Genomic DNA, 16,082 nt, shown 5'->3' with positions numbered 1-16,082 from the left:
ACGACGACGACGCTGTCGTTCGTTGCGCGCGCAGGATGTTGCGGAGGCGTGGGAGCGACACGCTCGCTGTCGTACGACAGCGAGTCTGTCGTTCCGAGTCGGCCCCCGCGCCCGCGCGCCGCCACGCTCCCGGCCCCGCGCGCGCCCTACTCGCCCAGGATCTGGTCGCGCACCTTGCGCCGCAGGACCTTGCCGATCATCGAGCGGGGCAGGTCCTCCACGACGACGATCCGCCGCGGCACCTTGTACGCCGCCATGTGCTCGCGGGCGTAGGCGCGGAGTGCCTCGGCGTCGAACGAGGACGGATCGCGCGGCACCACCGCGGCGACGACCTGCTCGTTGCCCGCCTGGGTGATGCCGACGACGGCGACCTCGCGGACGCTCGGGTGCTTCACCAGGGCGTCCTCGACCTCGGTCGGGGAGACGTTGAAGCCGCCCGTGATGATGAGCTCCTTGAGCCGGTCGACGATCCGCACGTACCCGTCGGCGTCGATCGCGACGATGTCCCCGGTGCGGAACCAGCCGTCCGCGGTGAAGACCTCATCGGTGGCCTCCGCCTTGCCCCAGTAGCCGCTGAACACCTGCGGCCCGCGGACCTGCAGCTCACCCGGCTCGTCCGTGCCGAGCACCCGGGTGGGCTCGTCCGGGTCGGCGACACGGGCCTCGGTCGAGGGGAACGGCAGGCCGATGGTGCCGAGCCGCCTGGCGTCGGACACCGGGTTCGCCATGATGACGGGGGAGCACTCGGACAGGCCGTATCCCTCCACCAGGTACCCGCCGGTGCGCGCCTCCCACGGCTCGACGACGTCCTTCGACAGCGCCATCGCCCCGGAGATCCCGATCTCGATGCCCTTGAGCGACACCTTCTTGGAGTCGGCGGCATGCTGCAGCCTGGCGTAGATCGGCGGCACGGCGGGCAGGAACGTCGGCGGGTGCTGCTTCATCGCGGTGAGCACGAGATCCGGTTCGAACGCGGGGAAGAGCACCAACCGCGAGGCCATGCTCATCGCGAACGTGAGGCACAGCGTCAGTCCGTAGGCGTGGAACATCGGCAGGATCGCGTAGACGACGCTGCCGTCGCCCGGCTGGATCTGCGGGACCCATGCACGGGACTGCGCCGCGTTCGCGATGAGGTTGCGGTGCGTCAGGACGGCACCCTTCGGGGTCCCGGTGGTGCCGGACGTGTACTGGATGAGCGCGGTGTCGTCCGTCGACGGCCGGACGTGCCTGCGGGACAGCCGACGGGAGGACACCAGGTCGTCCCACTTCGTCGTGCCGCGGACCTTCGTCGTCAGCTTCGCGCGGGACTCCCGGGCCTTCGCCACGGGAAGCGTCAGCGCGAGCCGGGTGCTCCGAGGCATCGCCTTCGTCAGGTCGACGGACACGATGGCGTCCAGGCGGACGTCTGCGGGGAACTCCTGCAACGTCGCGACGGACTTGTCCCACGCGATCGCCACCTTCGCGCCGTGGTCCTCGAACTGGTGCCGGAGCTCGCGCGGCGTGTACAGCGGGTTGTGCTCGACGACGATCGCCCCGAGCCGCAGCACCGCGTAGAACGCCACGACGTGCTGCGGGCAGTTCGGCAGCACCAGCGCCACCCGGTCACCAGCGGTCACGCCGAGCTTACGGAGGCCGTTCGCCGCACGGACGATCTGGTCCTCGAGCGCTGCGTACGTCGTCGTGCGCTTGAAGAACTCGAGGGCGACCTTCTTCGGGAACCGCTTCGCGGACTGCTCCACGAGGTCGAAGAGCGACCCGGTGGGCTCCTCGATGTCGTGCGGCACTCCTGGTGCGTAGGCGGCAAGCCAGGGACGGGGCGTGTCGATGCTCACGCGCCCAACCTAGCGGGGTGCCCGACCGTGGGCTGGGAACACACCCCGCCGGACGGCGCACGATGAGGACATGTCCTTCGTCACCGGTGCACTCCGCTCCCGCCTCCAGGCCACGTTCACCGGCAGCACGACCGGTCGACCCGAGTGGGTGGACGAGCTCGAGCAGGGCACCGACGCCGGCTTCTTCGGACCGGGGTCGGCGACGTGGTCCGTGCACGGCGGCAACCACACGATCGTGGCCGGTGTCCGTGCGCTCCTCGTCCAGGCCCTGCACCCGGGGGCGCTCGCCGGTGTGGCCGACCACTCCCGCTACCGCGAGGACCCGTTCGGCCGCCTCGCCGGCACCATCCGCTGGATCTACACGGTGTCGCACGGGGACACCGCGACGGCCAGGGGAGCGAGCCAGTGGGTGCTCCGGCTGCACGAGAAGGTCCGCGGCCAGTACGTCGACGGGCACGGGGTGACGCGGGACTACACCGCGAACGACCCCGACCTGGCGCGGTGGGTGCACCTCGCCTTCACCGACGCGTTCCTCAGGAGCGCCCAGCGGTGGGGCGACCCGATCCCGGGAGGCGCCGACGCCTACGTCCGGGAGTGGGCGACCGCCGGCGAACTCATGCGTGTGGAGGACCCGCCGCGCAGCGAGGCCGAGCTCCGCGCGCAGATGGGCGGCTACCTCGACCGCGGCGAGCTGGCCGTCACACCGCGCACCCGCGAGGTCGTCCGCTTCATCCGCAACCCGCCCCTCGCCCGCATGCTGCGGCCCGGCTACCAGGCGCTGTTCCAGGGTGCCGTGTCGACCCTCGACCCCCGGCACCGCTCGATGCTCGGGTTGCGTCAGGCGGCGATCGGCCCGGTGGAGCTGCCCGTCGGACGCGCGACCGGCATGGTCCTGGACGGTATCGGCGGCGTGCTCGGCAACCAGTCGGGGACGGAGCGCGCGGCGCTCCGGCGTATCGCACGGCTGGAGCGCGAGGCCGCGGAACCAGCGGCCTGAGACCGGGCCACAGAACGGACGGGCGCGCCCCGCTCAGCGGTGACGCGCCAGCGTCACGCGGGGCGCGCCGACCGAGCCTGCGAGGGAGGGGTGCCAGCCCGCACCGTGCCTCCCGTCCGTCTGGTGGGTGCGTCAGAAACCGGACGGCACCCGGGGCGTGTACGCGGACTCGAGTCGCGTCACCTCGTCGTCCGTGAGGACGATCGACGCTCCGGCGACCGCGTCGTCGATGTGGTGCTCCTTCGTCGCGCCGACGATCGGGGCCGTGACCGCGTCCCTGCCGGCGACCCACGCCAGGGCGATCTGCGCCATGCTGACGCCGCGGTCGCTCGCGATCGACTCGACGGCGTCGACGATCGCGTGGTTCGCGTCCTCGTCCTGGCGGTACAGCGTCTTGCCGAACTCGTCGGTGTCGGCGCGCGTGCCGGAGCCCTGCGCGTTCCACGGGCGGGTGACCTTGCCGCGGGCGAGCGGGCTCCACGGGATCACCGCGACACCCGTGGCGGCGCAGAACGGGTGCATCTCGCGCTCTTCCTCGCGCTCGAGGAGGTTGTACTGGTCTTGCATGCTGACGAACTTCGTCCAGCCGTGCAGCTCGGCGGTGTGCTGCATCTGCGCGAACTGCCACGCCCACATGCTGCTCGCGCCGATGTAGCGCGCCTTGCCGGCCTTGACGACGTCGTGCAGCGCCTCCATCGTCTCCTCGATCGGGGTCTGCGGATCGAAGCGGTGGATCTGGTAGAGGTCGACGTAGTCCGTGCCGAGGCGGGTCAGTGAGGCGTCGATCTCGTGCATGATCGCCATGCGGGAGAGCCCGGCGCCGTTGGGCCCAGGGCGCATCCGGTTGAAGACCTTCGTGAAGACCTGGACGTCCTCTCGCGGGGCGAGTTCCTTCAGGAGTGTGCCGGTGATCTCCTCGCTGGAGCCGTCGGAGTACACGTTGGCGGTGTCGAAGGTGGTGATGCCCTTGTCGAACGCGTGCCGGACGAAGGGGCGTGCCTCGTCGATGCCGACGCTCCACGCGTGCGAGCCCTTCGTCGGGTCGCCGTAGGACATCATCCCGAGGATGACGTTGCTGATCTCGAGGCCGGTGGCGCCGAGTCGTGTGGTGCTTGCGCTGGCGTTCGTGTCGGTGCTGTCCGTCGGGTGGGTCGGGGTCATGCGTTCACCCTGGCATCGCGGCCTGTGACCGCGAGGAGGCGGACCTGGAGCGGTGCGTCCTCGCCGACCTCGACGGGTGCTGCGTACAGGCCGGTCTCGGCGAGTGACTCGATCTGCGGCTCGAAGTGGTGCCACACCGCCGCGACGAGTTCGTCCGGCAGCTGCTCGTCCGTGCCGGTCGCCCGCGCGAGGTCCCACGTGTGGATCGTGATGTCGCTCGTCTGCTCGGCGAGGTACTCGGCGGCGCTGACCACGTCGGTCGCGAGGTGGACCGGGGTGTCCTGCGGGGCGCGGTGCCACGCCTCGGTGGCAGCGCCCGCGAAGCGCTGCCACTCGGCCACGAGGTCGTCTCCGACGGGTTCGAGATCGGCCTCGGCCTGGGCGTAGTCGCATCCGGTGAGGAGGAGCGGGATCCACCGCTGCTCGTCGACGACGTGCGCGACGAGGTCCCTGGTGGTCCACTCGGAGTCGGGGGTCGGGGCGTCCCAGTCGGAGACGGCGGCGACGCGGCGGCCGAACTCGGCTGCGGCGACGGCTTGCAGCGCGATCCAGTCGGTGGCCATGGTGGTGCTCCTGTTCGTCACGGTTCGGCGATGTGTGGCGTGCAACCTCGGGGAGCCCTCGCGGATTCCCGGGGGCCGTGGGTGCGCTTTGTGCCCGTGGGTGGGTGGGTGCGCTTGGTGCGTGCGTGCGTGCGTGCGCTTGGTGCGTGGATGCGTGGATGCGTGGGTGCGTGGATGCGTGGGTGCGTGCATGCCCAACGTACGCCGGCGCGGGTGCGTCCCGGTCGAGCGGGTGAAATACCCGGGCATCCTCGCACGGGAACCCCACCCTTCCGCCCGCTCGCGTTCGTCCGACGAAGACTGCAGGCCGCCCGCCGGTCGAGCGGGCGAAATACCCGGGAGCACCGCGCGGGAACCACTCGAATCCGCCCGCTCGTGAGGAGCGAGCGAGGAGGGTGCGGTCGTGGTCGTCGAGCGGGCGAAATGCCAGGGATCGTCCCGTGAGAACGCGGGTATTTCGCCCGCTCGGGTGGACCCGCGGGAGCGCGGGAGCGCGGGAGCGCGGGAGCGCGGGAGCGCGGGAGCGTGGGAGTCCGTGCTTCTGGACGCGTCGAGGCCGGGCGCGACGAAGCCCCGGCGCCATGGGGCGGCGCCGGGGCTTCGTCTCGGGTGCTGCAGTGTGGTGCGGTTCGGTTCCCCTGGTCAGGGAGCGAGGGTCCGGGACGGACTCACGCAGCCTGGAGGACGAACTGGACGTCGAGGTTGATCGTGACCTCGTTGCCCAGGGTGAAGCCACCGGCCTCGACGGCTGCGTTCCAGTTCACGCCGAACTCGGTGCGGTCGATCTTGGTCGTCGCCTCGGCGCCGAACTTGACCTGGCCGTAGCCGTCCGTCGTGAAGCCACCGAGCTCGGCCTTCAGGACGACCGGCTTGGTGACGCCGCGGAGGGTGAGCTCGCCGGCGATGTGCAGGTCGTCGCCCTTGGCCTCGATGCCGGTGGAGTGGAAGGTGAGCTGCGGGTGCTCTTCGGTGAGGAAGAAGTCGCTCGTCTTGAGGTGCTGGTCGCGCTGCTCCTGGCCTGTGTTCACCGAAGCCACGTCGATCGACGCCTCGACGGTGGACTCGAGCGGGTTCTCGGCGGTGACGACGGTCGCGTCGAAGGTCTCGAACTTGCCCTTGACCTTGCTGATCGCGAGGTGGCGGACCGAGAAGGTGACCTCGGAGTGGGTCGGGTCGATCTTCCAGGTGCCGGTGCGGTAGCCGGGAACGGTTTCTGCGGTGAGCGACATTGTGGTGTCCTTCCAGGACGAGTGAGTCGTGGTGACGCGAGCGACCGGATCCCCGGTCCATGCGCCCGCATCGAAGTTGATGCTACGCCATTGTGCACCCATTTGGTTGAAGCGTCAACCAATGTTCACCCGAGTGTCGCCGTACGTGTGTCGTGCCGACCGCCAGTGCCGACCGACAGCAACCGTCTGACACGTGCGACGAACTGCTCGATGAGCGCTCCGACATCGTCTGCTGTGACCCGGACGAGCCACCAGTCGACGTCCTTCAGGTGCTCGCCACGCGTGAGGTCCTTCTTGAACGACCTGGCATCCGTTCGGTGGAGATCGCTCTCGTACTCGATCGCGACGCGTGCCTCCGGGTACGCGAGGTCGACGCAGGCGATCCACTGCCCGTCGACGATGACGTCGTGGTTGAGCGCAGGCTCGGGCAAGCCTCGGCGGACGAGGGCGAGCCGGGTCCGCGTCTCGCCGGGGGACCTGGAACCCGGTCGGATCTCGGCGAGGGCTGCGCGGAGCTTTCGGATGCCCCGGATGCGACGTCGTCTGCGGACCGCTGCGACCAGTTCTTGGAGCGTGAGCCAACCCAGCCACCCGACGAGGGCATCGCCGGCGATCACGAGCTCGTCGACCGTCAGCATCGTCCCCAGGGCGACGAAGGTGTCTGCAGGGTCGCTGATCGGGACGCCTCGTGAGATCGTCCGTCGCACCGTGCCGGCCCTGGCCCGATGTCCCACCGAACCACGTACCCGGATCGCCTGATCGACGCCGATGGTCGTCACGTGGAGTCGTCGGTCGCGCTCGAAGCGCCGGGGGAGCGGGACGCCGATGATCGCTGCGGCGGTCACGTGGCTGAACACCTGGTCCGGCCGGAGTCGTGGAGCGAGGGCGCGGGCTCGTTCGTCCACCAGCACCGGGATTGTGGGGGACCGGACCCCGTGGAACGGCCTGACAAGGTCCTTGGCGTCGAGGCGTCCACGGGGCACCCCTCGGTACAGCGCGTCACGAACGCGGAACGATGCGTCTCGGAGCGCTCCGGGGAGTCGGCGTCTGGCGGTCATCCCCACATGCTCGTGGCGAGTCGGCGTCGTCGGGGTGAGCCGAGCCTCCCGTGTGGATGGTCGCGGGCGTCGCCCGCGTGTGGAGGCCTGCCCGTCTCGGCGAACGGGCGAGATGCCAGGGATCGGAACACTGTCAACGCGGGTATTCCGCCCGCTCGCGAACACCGCGGCCCACGCGGCCACCACCCCCACCCCCACCCCCACCCCGGGAGGCACCCACGGGGCCACCCGGGGTCGAGCGCGCTCCAGTAGCGTCGGGAGCATGGAATTCAGGTACCTCGGCAACTCGGGACTCAAGGTCTCCGAGATCACCTACGGCAACTGGCTGACGCACGGCTCGCAGGTCGAGAACGACGTCGCCACCCAGTGCGTCCGGGCAGCGCTCGACGCCGGCATCACCACGTTCGACACCGCGGACACGTACGCGAACACCAAGGCGGAATCAGTACTCGGCGACGCGCTCAAGGGCGAGCGTCGCCAGTCGCTGGAGATCGCGACGAAGGTGTACTGGCCGACCGGTCCGAAGGGGCACAACGACGTCGGACTCAGCCGGAAGCACATCCTCGAGTCGATCAACGGGTCGCTGACGCGGCTCCAGACGGACTACGTCGACCTCTACCAGGCACACCGGTACGACTACGAGACCCCGCTCGAGGAGACGATGCAGGCCTTCGCCGACGTCGTCCGACAGGGCAAGGCGCTCTACATCGGCGTCTCCGAGTGGACCGCCGACCAGATCCGCGACGGCGCGGCACTGGCGAAGGAGCTCGGCTTCCAGCTGATCTCGAACCAGCCGCAGTACTCGATGCTCTGGCGGGTCATCGAGGGCGAGGTCGTCCCCACCTCCAAGCAGCTCGGACTGTCGCAGATCGTGTTCTCCCCGATCGCGCAGGGCGTCCTCACGGGCAAGTACAAGGCCGGCCAGCCGCTCCCCGAGGGCTCGCGCGCCACCGACGAGAAGGGCGGCGCGGACATGATCAAGCGGTACATGCGCGACGACGTCCTCGAGGCCGTCCAGCGCCTCCAGCCCGTCGCGGACCAGGCGGGGCTCACCCTGGCGCAGCTCGCGATCGCGTGGACGCTCCAGAACGACAACGTCGCGAGTGCGATCGTCGGCGCCTCGCGCCCGCAGCAGGTCACCGACAACGTCAAGGCGGTCGGCGTCAAGCTCGACGCGGACGCGCTCAAGGCCATCGACGACGCCCTGGGAGACATCCCGGAACGCGACTCCTCGAAGAGCGTGAGCCCGGCGTCGCGCCCCGCGTAGACGCGACCCAGAACCGGACGGGAGGCACGGTGCCAGCTGGCACCGTGCCTCCCGTCCGTCGTTGCGGACCGCAACGCCCGTACCCCACATGAACAACGGATGTCGCGTTTCTGGCAGAGCCCTGGGGATGTTCGTACCCCACCCAAACGGGGGGCAGCAGCCCACCGAATCGGCTGCATGACCTCGACTGACACCCTCGTTGTGGTGCCACCCGCACGGGTGACGTCAACGCGGCTGAGCCGACTCCTGGCGACGGCCCGGCAGCTCGTGTCCTTCGGCGCCATCGGCGCGTTCTGCTTCGTCGTCGACCTCGGCGTCTACAACCTGCTGCGCGCGACCGTCCTCGACGACAAGCCCATCGGCGCGAAGGTCGCCTCGGCGGTCGTCTCGACCGCGGTCGCCTACGTCCTCAACCGCTTCATCACCTTCCGCGCCGAGCGCACCACCGGACGTCGCGAGACGATCCGCGAGGGCCTGCTCTTCGCGCTCACCAACCTCATCGGGCTCGGCATCGCCGCCGCCTGCCTCTACGTCTCGCACTACCTCCTCGGATTCACCTCCACCCTCGCCGACAACGTCGCCGGCAACGGGGTCGGCCTGGTCCTCGGCACCGCGTTCCGGTTCGCCGCGTACAAGGCCCTCGTCTTCCGTTCCCACGACGCACGTCGCACGAAGGAGATCGTCGAATGACCGTCATCACGACGCTGGTCACGGCCGCTGGGCCGCTGCTCCAGCCGAAGGACCAGTCCGGGACGTCGGGGAACGTCCCGAACCGGGGCACCACGGACGTCCCGACAGGAGGCTCGGGGCAAGCCGCGCATGCCGCCTGGACGCTGGGCGAATGGGTCGGCTACTCCGCCCTCATCGCCATCTCGATCCTGCTCACGCTGGTCGCGCTGTCCACGCTCTGGTGGATGCTGCACGCGTGGCGGTCGCGTGACGCGCTGAAGCAGACGAGCTTCAGCGACACACCGCGTCCAGCGGCCCACCGCTTCACGCTCCTGGTGCCCGGGCGGCACGAGGAGGACGTGATGGGGCAGACGCTCGACATGCTCGCCACGCAGGACCACCCCGACTTCGAGATCATCGCGATCGTCGGCGAGGACGACCCCGGCACCGACCGGGTCGTCCGCGAGGCCGCCGCGCGGCACCCCGGCCTCATCAAGGTCGTGGTCGACGACACGCTGCCGAAGAACAAGCCGAAGGCGATGAACCTCGCGCTGCAGTACGCCACCGGCGACATCGTGGGCGTGTTCGACGCCGAGGACGAGGTGTACCCGAAGCTCCTCAGCCTGGTCGACTCGCGCTTCCAGGAGACCGGCGCCGACGTCGTCCAGGGCGGCGTGCAGCTGATGAACTTCAAGTCCAGCTGGTGGTCGCTCCGCAACGTGCTCGAGTACTACTTCTGGTTCCGCTCGCGACTGCACTTCCACGCGGAGTCGAAGTTCATCCCGCTCGGTGGCAACACCGTCTTCGTGACGAAGGAGCGCCTGGACTGGTCGAACGGGTGGGACGCGCACTGCCTCGCCGAGGACTGCGAGCTCGGCGTCCGGCTCTCCGCCGACGGCGCCAAGGTCGTCGTCGCGTACAGCCCGGAGGCGGTCACCCGCGAGGAGACCCCGCCGACGTTCGCCTCCCTGCTCAAGCAGCGGACGCGCTGGAACCAGGGCTTCCTGCAGGTCCTCGAAAAGGGGGAGTGGAAGCAGCTCCCGTCCCTGAAGCAGCGGTTCTTCGCGCGGTACCTGCTGACGATGCCGTTCATCCAGGCAGCCACCGGCCTGCTGATCCCGCTCAGCGTGATCATGATCGCGTTCGTGAAGGTGCCGACGGCGATCGCGCTCATCTCGTTCATCCCGCTCGCGCCGACGCTGATGCTGCTCGCGGTCGAGATCGCCGGCCTCGGGGAGTTCGGGCGTCTCTACAAGGAGAAGGTCCGGATCCGCGACTACGTGAAGCTCGTGCTCGGCCTCGTGCCCTACCAGGTGTTCCTCGCCGCAGCAGCCGTCCGCGCGGTGATCCGGCACGCCAGGAAGCAGAACGGATGGGAGAAGACCGAGCACACCGGGCAGCACCGCACCGCGGCGCAGCAGCCCGAGGTCGTCGGCTTCCCGTCCGCCGTCACCAACCCCGAACCCGTCTTCGCTTCGACCTCTGGGGGGACCCGATGACCGCCAGCATGACGAACACGACCGGCATCCCGATCCGTGGGGTCCGTCCGTCCTCCGGTGTGCGGACCTGGTTCCACGTGCACGCCCGCAGCCTGGCGTGGGTCCTCCCCGTCGTCGCCATCGCCGCCCTGGTGCAGGCCTGGAACATGGGCGGCATCCCGCAGCGCATCGACGACGAGGGCACCTACACGGCCCAGGCCTGGGCGATCACCCACCTCGGCGAACTCACCCACTACACGTACTGGTACGACCACCCGCCGCTCGGGTGGATCCAGATCGCCGGCTACACCTCGCTGACCGGAGCGTTCGCGCGCTACCCGTTCGCCGTCGAGGCCGCCCGCGAGGCCATGGTGTTCTTCGCCGCGGTCTCCGCCGTGCTGGTGTTCGTCCTCGGCCGTCGCCTCGGGATGTCCCGACCGGCGAGTGCCGTGGCCGTGCTGGTGTTCGGTCTGTCGCCGCTCGCGCTGCAGTACCACCGCACCGTGTACATCGACAACGTCGCGACGCCGTGGCTGCTCGCCGCGTTCGTCCTCGTCCTCAGCCGTCGGCAGCAGCTCGCCGGGTTCGTCGGCGCAGCCGCCTGCCTGGGGATCGCGGTGCTCAGCAAGGAGACCTACCTGCTGGCGCTGCCGTTCCTCATCTGGATGGCCGTGCGTCGAGCCGACAAGAGCACGCGTCGCTACACGTTGAGCGTCGCCGGAGCCGTCCTCGCCGTGATCGGTGGCGGGTACGTCCTGCTGGCCGCGGTCAAGGGCGAGCTCCTGCCGAGTGCCGGCAAGGTCAGCCTGCTCGAGGGCATCACCTACCAGCTCGGCAGCCGCGAGGCGAGCGGTTCGATCTTCACCGGCGGCAGCCTGGCGAACGAGGCCGCATCCCAGTGGTGGGCGCTCGACCCGGTGTTCATCGTGCTCGGCTCGGCCGCGGCCGTCGTGGGGCTGTTCCTGCGTCGCGTCCGTCCGATCGCCGCGATGCTCGTCTTCCTGCTGCTCTTCATGTTCCGGCCGAACGGGTACCTGCCCGTGCCGTACGTCATCATGCTCGTGCCGTTCGGGGCCGTCCTCGTGGCGTTCGTCGCCGAGCGGGCCGTGCTCGCCGTCAGCGGCAAGACCGCCTTCCTCGCGAGGAACCGGGTTCGCGGAGCATCGCGTCGGGTCCTCGGCGGGGCATGGGCGCTCGCCACCGCCGCTGCGCTCGTCGTCGCCGTGCCGCTCTGGGGATCGCAGCTCCGCGGCTTCCTCGTGACCGACCTCGACAAGCCGATGGCGCAGGCGGAGAACTGGATCGGCGACAACGTCGACAAGCGCTCCCGGATGCTCGTCGACGACGCGATGTGGGTGGACCTCGTGAACGACGGCTTCGCCAGGAACAACGTGGTCTGGTACTACAAGCTCGACACCGACGGAGCCGTCGAACGCCAGTCGCCGAACGGCTGGAAGGACTCCGACTACGTCGTGACGACGGACTCGATGCGCACCGGCGGGAACTCCTCGACGGACGTGCGCCAGGCGATCCAGAACTCCACGAGCGTCGCGTCCTTCGGCACCGGCAACCAGAAGGTCGACGTCCGGCAGATCAACTCCGAGGGTCAGGCAGCCGCCGACAAGGCGATCACGAAGGCCGCGGACCAGCGGAAGACGCTCGGCACGCAGCTCGCGGACAACCCGGCGCTCGAGGCGGATGCCGGTACTCGGTCGCAGTTCCGGGCCGGCCAGGTCGACTCCCGCGCCATGATCGCCCTCGGCCAGGTCCTCGCCGACGACTCCGTCCGTGTCGACCGGTTCACGCCGCTCACCGGCGAGGACGGCCAGACGTTCCGCCGCGTGGTCGTGCACACGTCGGACGCCGCCGCGGCGAAGCGCACCGAGGCCACCCTCGACGCGATGGGCAGTGCGTTCCGCCCGACCTCGGTCGAGCGTGACGGCACCACCCTGACGGTCGTGTTCCCGACGACCGACCCCACCACGACCGCGGTCAGCACCTCGTGACCCGCGCGTCCGCCGCGCGTCCCCGCCGCCCCCGCGACCCCGCTCGCGGCCGGGGCCGCCCGCGAGGACACACCCTGACCCGGAACGACCAGCACGATCCGACCCGAAGGAGCACCACCATGCACACCTCAGCACACCTCCAGCGCCGCCGCGTGGCCGTCGTGGGCGCCCTCGCCGCGACCCTCGTCGCCGCGACCGTCGGCCTCGCAGCTCCCCAGTCCGCCAGCGCCGCCACCGACACCGGCTGGCTGCGCGTCGGGCACCTCTCCCCGGACACGAAGGGCGTCGACGTCGAACTGTCGAGCCTCTCCGGCGGCAAGAAGGTGTTCGAGCTCGACGACGTCACCTACGGCCAGGTCAGCAAGTACCAGACGCTCGCGGCCGGCACCTACGTGCTCTCGATGCGTGCATCGGACGCGCCGGACTCCACGCCGGTCATCTCCACCGACGTGACGGTCCAGGGCGGCAACGCGAGCACCGTCGTCGCCTACGGCAAGAACAAGAGCCTGAAGACGGCCGCGTTCACCGACGACCTGCAGCAGCCCGGTGACGGCAAGTCGAAGCTCCGGCTCGTCCAGGCCGCGACGACCGCCAAGAAGGTCGACGTCACCACCTCGACCGGCACGAAGATCGCCACCGACGCGGCGTTCGGCTCGGCCTCGCAGTACGCGACCGTCGACTCGGGCAAGTGGGACCTCGACCTGTCCGGCGGCGGGCAGACGGGCTCGGCGGACATCGACCTCGCGGGCAACACCGTCTCGACGCTCTTCGTGCTCGACGACAGCAAGGGCGACCTGACGGTCGTCCCCGTCACGGACGCCGCGGCCACCGCCGCGACGCCGACCGGCGGCGTGCAGACCGGTGGCGGCGGCACCGCCGTCGACCGCCCCGCAACGGACGCGGTCCACGCGGCCGTCGCGGCGATCCGCGCACTGTTCCACTGATCCGCACGGGAGGCCCTGATCACCGCCGCCGATCGGCGAACGTGATCCGGGCCTCCAGTCAGACCGTCTCCCCACCAGCAGAAAGCAGGCCGGCATGACCCGCAGGAACTGGATCCCCATCACCGCCGTCGGCGTGGCCGCGGTGCTCGTCGCCGGCGGCATCGCCGTCGCCGCCGTGCACCCGTGGTCGGCCTCCGAGCCCGACGCCGGTGGCGCGTCGACCCCGACCTCGACGACCCCGCCGGACGGGAACCGCTCGGCTGCGCAGCTCCGCACCGACTTCCTGGACCGGTACGTGCACGACGGCCGCGTCGTGCGGCTCGACCAGGGGAACGACACCGTCAGCGAGGGGCAGGCCTACGGGCTGCTCATCGCGTACGCAGCCGGGGACGAGCAGCGCTTCGGCGAGATCTGGTCGTGGACGAAGCGGCACATGCTGACGGACGACTCCTTGCTCGCATGGCGCTGGACGAAGGAGGACGGCGTCGCGGACGAGCAGTCCGCGAGCGACGCCGACCTCGACGCCGCGCGTGCCCTCGTCCTCGCGGGTGCGAAGTGGCAGGACGAGACGTACACGAAGGCCGGCAAGACGATGGCCCGCGCGGTGCTCGACCACGAGACGGCGACGACCGACCTCGGGCGGATCCTGCTCCCGGGGCCGTGGGCGGACTCGGAGCCGTACCGGTACGACGCCTCGTACGCGTCGCCCGCTGCCTACCGGGTGCTCGCGAAGGCAACAGGCGACGCGCGGTGGACGGAGCTCGAGCAGGGCTCCAGCGCCGTGACGGCAGCGGTGCTCGAGAAGACCGACCTGCCGAGCGACTGGTCGCAGGTGCACGCCGACGGCAGCGTCGACCCGATGCCCGCCACCGGCAGTGACGCCCGCGTGCTGTACGGCTACGACGCGATGCGCATGCCGCTGCGGTACGCCGAGGCGTGCACGGTGTCGGACCGCAGCCTCGCGGCGTCGATCGCACCGACGCTCCGGCGGACCACGCAGCTCGCGGCGCAGCTCGACCTCGGCGGCACCGCCGTCACGGGGGACCGCAGCGCGCTGGCGTACTCCGCTCGTGCGGCTGCGGAGCAGGCAGCGGGCGCGACGGGTGCGGCAACGGCTGATCTGCGGCGCGCCGATCGGACCGCCGCCACGACGCCGACGTACTACGGCGACGCGTGGGCGGCGCTCGGTGCGACCATGCTGACGTCCGACGTGCTCGGTGGGTGCGGTACCGCCGGCGGGAGCTCCTCGTGAGCGGCGGGCGGCGTCGTGCCGAGCGAGGGACGTCGCTGAGCGCGCGCCTCGGCCGTCGGTGGGTGGCCGTCGCGGCGGGTGCGGCGGTCGTCGTGGCCGCCGGGGCCGTCGTGACCGGGGTCGCCGTGGCCGCCGGGAACGACGCCGCGCCGTCTGCGAGGTCCTCGGCCGCTGCTCCGGGGGCATCACCGTCCGCGGGCGACCGGGACATCGCGGGGTTCCAGGACCCGGCAGCCCCCGCGGCGCGGTCCGACGCGACACCGACCCGGGTGGCGATCCCCGCGATCGGCGTGGACGCCGCACTCGAGGACCTGCACCGCGGAGCCGCCGGCGAGCTCGACCCGCCGAAGGGCTGGGACAACGCCGGGTGGTTCAGCGACGGCATCGTCCCCGGGGAGGTCGGCCCAGCGGTCATCGCCGGGCACGTCGACAGCCCGACGAGCGCCGCGGTGTTCTTCCGACTCGACGAGCTCGTGGCTGGTGACGAGATCCACGTCACGATGTCCGACGGCAGCACCCGCACCTTCACCGTCGACCGCACCGAACGCGCCGCCAAGTCGGCGTTCCCCACGAGCGACGTCTACGGGTCGTCGCCCACTCCTGACCTCCGGCTCATCACCTGCGACGGCACGTTCGACACCGCCACAGGGCACTACACAGACAACCTGATCGTGTTCGCATCACTGTCGGGGCAGTGACTCAGCAGCCGAACCATATGTTGGACACCAGTCATCGAGGAGCAACATGAGCGAGACCCTGGTCATCATCCCGACCTACGACGAAGCCGAGAACGTGCGCCCGATCGTGGCACGTACCCTCGCGGCCACGGACGACACCGTGCACGTGCTCGTCGTCGACGACAACTCCCCGGACGGCACCGGTGACATCGCCGATGCCATCGCGACCGAGACCGATCGGGTCCACGTGCTCCACCGCACCGTCAAGGACGGCCTCGGTGGCGCGTACCTCTCGGGCTTCGCCTGGGGGCTCGAGCACGGGTACGACAAGCTCGTCGAGATGGACGCCGACGGCTCCCACCACCCCGAGTACCTGCCGTGGCTCATCGAGCTCGCGGACACCAACGACCTGGTCCTCGGCTCCCGCTGGATCCGGGGCGGCGAGGTCGAGAACTGGCCGTGGTACCGGGAGCTCCTCTCCCGCGGCGGGAACCTCTACACGCGGCTCGCGCTCGGGATCGCGGTGCGGGACGCCACCGGCGGCTTCCGGGTGTTCACCCGATCGGCACTGCAGCGCATCGACCTCGACGGCATCGCGTCGAAGGGGTACTGCTTCCAGGTGGACCTCTGCTGGCGGGCGCTCGAGGCGGGCCTGCGGATCGTGGAGACCCCGATCACCTTCACCGAGCGCGAGTTCGGCGTCTCGAAGATGAGCGGGAACATCGTCCGCGAGAGCCTGACCCTCGTCACGAAGTGGGGCATCGACCGGCGCCTCCGCGAGGTGCGTGCGCTCGCCAAGGAGCACAAGCCGCTGCCCTCGGTCCGGCGCAACGCCCACGCGGTCGCGAACCCCATCCGCTGACGGGGCTCCCCGCCTGACCTCCACGCGACAGCGACAGTCTCCCGCCGGACTCCGGCGGGAGACTGTCGCTTTCGCGGGACAACGGCG

General features: G+C 70.4%; 14 protein-coding genes. 9 read left to right on the top strand and 5 right to left on the bottom strand.

Features of this window, described 5'->3' with window-relative positions:
- Positions 1-146: 146 nt before the first annotated feature.
- The gene (locus tag ACEN9V_RS05685; protein ID WP_413602481.1) at positions 147-1,832 is read right to left on the bottom strand and encodes a long-chain-fatty-acid--CoA ligase; all 1,686 of its coding nucleotides are present in this window, start codon (positions 1,830-1,832) and stop codon (positions 147-149) included.
- A gap of 70 nt (positions 1,833-1,902) precedes the next feature.
- On the opposite strand from ACEN9V_RS05685, the gene ACEN9V_RS05680 reads away from it, so the two are divergent.
- A complete protein-coding gene (locus ACEN9V_RS05680; RefSeq protein ID WP_413602480.1) occupies positions 1,903-2,829 on the top strand; it encodes an oxygenase MpaB family protein in 927 nt (308 codons plus the stop codon).
- A gap of 132 nt (positions 2,830-2,961) precedes the next feature.
- Here the strand turns inward: ACEN9V_RS05680 and ACEN9V_RS05675 are convergent, their stop codons facing one another.
- From ACEN9V_RS05675 to ACEN9V_RS05660, 4 genes are all read right to left on the bottom strand, one after another.
- Positions 2,962-3,990, bottom strand: coding sequence for an aldo/keto reductase (locus ACEN9V_RS05675; protein WP_413602479.1), 1,029 nt, complete (start codon positions 3,988-3,990; stop codon positions 2,962-2,964).
- Positions 3,987-4,553 carry a TIGR03086 family metal-binding protein gene (locus ACEN9V_RS05670; protein ID WP_281267287.1) on the bottom strand — a complete coding sequence of 189 codons (567 nt, stop codon included), beginning with the start codon at positions 4,551-4,553 and terminating at the stop codon, positions 3,987-3,989. The genes ACEN9V_RS05675 and ACEN9V_RS05670 overlap by 4 nt, the downstream gene beginning before the upstream one ends.
- 668 nt (positions 4,554-5,221) lie before the next feature.
- Positions 5,222-5,782 (bottom strand): YceI family protein, encoded by a 561-nt coding sequence (locus ACEN9V_RS05665; protein WP_413602478.1) that lies wholly within the window; start codon positions 5,780-5,782, stop codon positions 5,222-5,224.
- Positions 5,783-5,907: 125 nt separating this feature from the next.
- Positions 5,908-6,840 (bottom strand): hypothetical protein, encoded by a 933-nt coding sequence (locus ACEN9V_RS05660; protein ID WP_413602477.1) that lies wholly within the window; start codon positions 6,838-6,840, stop codon positions 5,908-5,910.
- A gap of 262 nt (positions 6,841-7,102) precedes the next feature.
- Between ACEN9V_RS05660 and ACEN9V_RS05655 the strand changes: the two genes are divergently transcribed.
- The 8 genes from ACEN9V_RS05655 (at position 7,103) to ACEN9V_RS05620 (ending at position 15,995) form a co-directional block, all read left to right on the top strand.
- The gene (locus ACEN9V_RS05655; RefSeq protein WP_413602476.1) at positions 7,103-8,107 is read left to right on the top strand and encodes an aldo/keto reductase family protein; all 1,005 of its coding nucleotides are present in this window, start codon (positions 7,103-7,105) and stop codon (positions 8,105-8,107) included.
- Between the two features lie 204 nt (positions 8,108-8,311).
- Positions 8,312-8,797, top strand: coding sequence for a GtrA family protein (locus ACEN9V_RS05650; RefSeq protein ID WP_413602475.1), 486 nt, complete (start codon positions 8,312-8,314; stop codon positions 8,795-8,797).
- Positions 8,794-10,275, top strand: coding sequence for a glycosyltransferase (locus ACEN9V_RS05645; RefSeq protein WP_413602474.1), 1,482 nt, complete (start codon positions 8,794-8,796; stop codon positions 10,273-10,275). Before ACEN9V_RS05650 ends, ACEN9V_RS05645 begins: the two co-directional genes overlap by 4 nt.
- 8 nt (positions 10,276-10,283) lie before the next feature.
- Positions 10,284-12,260 carry an ArnT family glycosyltransferase gene (locus ACEN9V_RS05640; protein WP_413602473.1) on the top strand — a complete coding sequence of 659 codons (1,977 nt, stop codon included), beginning with the start codon at positions 10,284-10,286 and terminating at the stop codon, positions 12,258-12,260.
- Between the two features lie 119 nt (positions 12,261-12,379).
- Entirely contained in the window at positions 12,380-13,204 is an 825-nt protein-coding gene (locus ACEN9V_RS05635; RefSeq protein ID WP_413602472.1) for a DUF4397 domain-containing protein, read from the top strand.
- A 94-nt stretch (positions 13,205-13,298) separates the two neighbouring features.
- The gene (locus tag ACEN9V_RS05630; RefSeq protein ID WP_413602471.1) at positions 13,299-14,456 is read left to right on the top strand and encodes a glycosyl hydrolase family 8; all 1,158 of its coding nucleotides are present in this window, start codon (positions 13,299-13,301) and stop codon (positions 14,454-14,456) included.
- The gene (locus ACEN9V_RS05625) at positions 14,453-15,154 is read left to right on the top strand and encodes a class F sortase (protein WP_413602470.1); all 702 of its coding nucleotides are present in this window, start codon (positions 14,453-14,455) and stop codon (positions 15,152-15,154) included. Before ACEN9V_RS05630 ends, ACEN9V_RS05625 begins: the two co-directional genes overlap by 4 nt.
- A 46-nt stretch (positions 15,155-15,200) precedes the next feature.
- Positions 15,201-15,995, top strand: coding sequence for a polyprenol monophosphomannose synthase (locus ACEN9V_RS05620; protein WP_281267297.1), 795 nt, complete (start codon positions 15,201-15,203; stop codon positions 15,993-15,995).
- Positions 15,996-16,082: the final 87 nt, after the last annotated feature.

It is taken from the genome of Curtobacterium sp. Curtsp57 (assembly GCF_047324335.1).
Lineage (GTDB): Bacteria > Actinomycetota > Actinomycetes > Actinomycetales > Microbacteriaceae > Curtobacterium.
This window is presented reverse-complemented; position numbering and strand designations above follow the sequence as displayed.